Annotated in this window: 2 protein-coding genes; one reads left to right on the top strand and one right to left on the bottom strand. The window is 37.0% G+C overall.

All coding sequences use genetic code 11. The features are described 5' to 3' along the window. Positions 1-636: hypothetical protein (locus LIQ05_RS19220; protein ID WP_226822917.1), on the bottom strand; the 636-nt coding region annotated here is incomplete at its 3' end. 371 nt (positions 637-1,007) lie between these two features. Between LIQ05_RS19220 and LIQ05_RS19215 the strand changes: the two genes are divergently transcribed. Continuing rightward, a partial coding sequence (locus LIQ05_RS19215; RefSeq protein WP_226822916.1) for a hypothetical protein occupies positions 1,008-1,316 on the top strand: 309 nt, incomplete at its 3' end.

The following is a 1,316-nucleotide window of genomic DNA, read 5'->3' as shown; positions in this document are numbered from 1 at the left end:
TCCCAGATACTTATTTTGGACTAATTTAAATGATTTCGGATCAACGTTCTTAATATCGCTGAATCTTCCACAATTGATGAAAGTAGCTAGGAAGAGGAATTGGTATAAAGTTTTTGTTTTTGTAAATCTCGAAGTATACTCAAACGAATTTAGTATTTTCTCAGTGATCTCCCAGATGCTTTCACCCTCACTTAGAAGTGCTTTAAGCATTTTTTTACTGTGGCTATTTCCCTTATCTGCTTCTTCCGATGATTCGAACTGTAATTGCAAACTACTTACAATATCAGTGATATCAGATTGATGTTTTTGTCCATAGTAAGGAATAATTGTAAATTCCCAAGCAGGAATCAATTTCTTTAATGAGGCTTCCAGAATTGTTGCTTTTTGCGTCTTGTATTTAAACTGGAGTGATTTATTGACAATATCGAAACTCAGCGAATTGCTTATGATAGTATTATAGCTCATGAATGTGGCTCTCTTGATTGCTGTTCCGTTATGTGTAATCATCCAACATAAATAGGTTAGTTCAGCAGCACATAATGCTATTTTCTCACCTGAAGGTCTTTCAAACCTTTCCACAAACTGACGAACAAGCACCTTAGGTGGTGTTTTACATAATATATCAAATTGTGGCATGCTTAGCGCCGATCTTGTGTGCAATTGATATCTAGTTTCAACTACTCTATTTATCTTGTATCTTGCAGTATTCAAACACGCTAACTCGAAAAACTAACTTTAATTGTCCTGTTTGTCTCGCGTTCTTTCGAAAAATGCACCGGCCGCGCATTATTTGTACTGCGAAAATAATTGGTACTGCGGTATCTTCATTTCATATTTTAAAAATGCACCTTTGCTGCTTTTCCTTAATTTTTAGACGGCCCGCAGGTTCGTTTTGCGGTACTATCTTGTGATAAAAAGTTGTTTTGACATGTGATCTGCACAGATTTTATAATGTAATAAGCAAGAATACATTATCAAACGAACAATACTGGTAAAAGAAAACCAAAATGGACGACATTGAAACAGCCAAGAATCTGACGGTAAAAGCACGTACAGCTTATAGCGTCTGGGATGTATGTCGGCTGTTTATTGAAATGATTGCTCCTGATGTAGATATTGATATAGAGAGTAAACGTAAGTCTGATGAGCTACTCTTTCCAGGATATGTCATAAGGCCCATGGAATCTCTCACAACCGGTAGGCCGTATGGTCTTGATTCTAGCGCAGAAGATTCCAGCGTATCTTCTGACTCCAGTGCTGAGGTAATTTTGCCTGCTGCGAAGATGGTTAAGGAAAGGTTTGATTCGATTGGAAAT

The organism is Blautia glucerasea (assembly GCF_020537505.1).
GTDB lineage: Bacteria > Bacillota > Clostridia > Lachnospirales > Lachnospiraceae > Blautia_A.
Note: the sequence above shows the minus strand (reverse complement) of the source record. Positions and strands in the feature narration are given on the sequence as shown.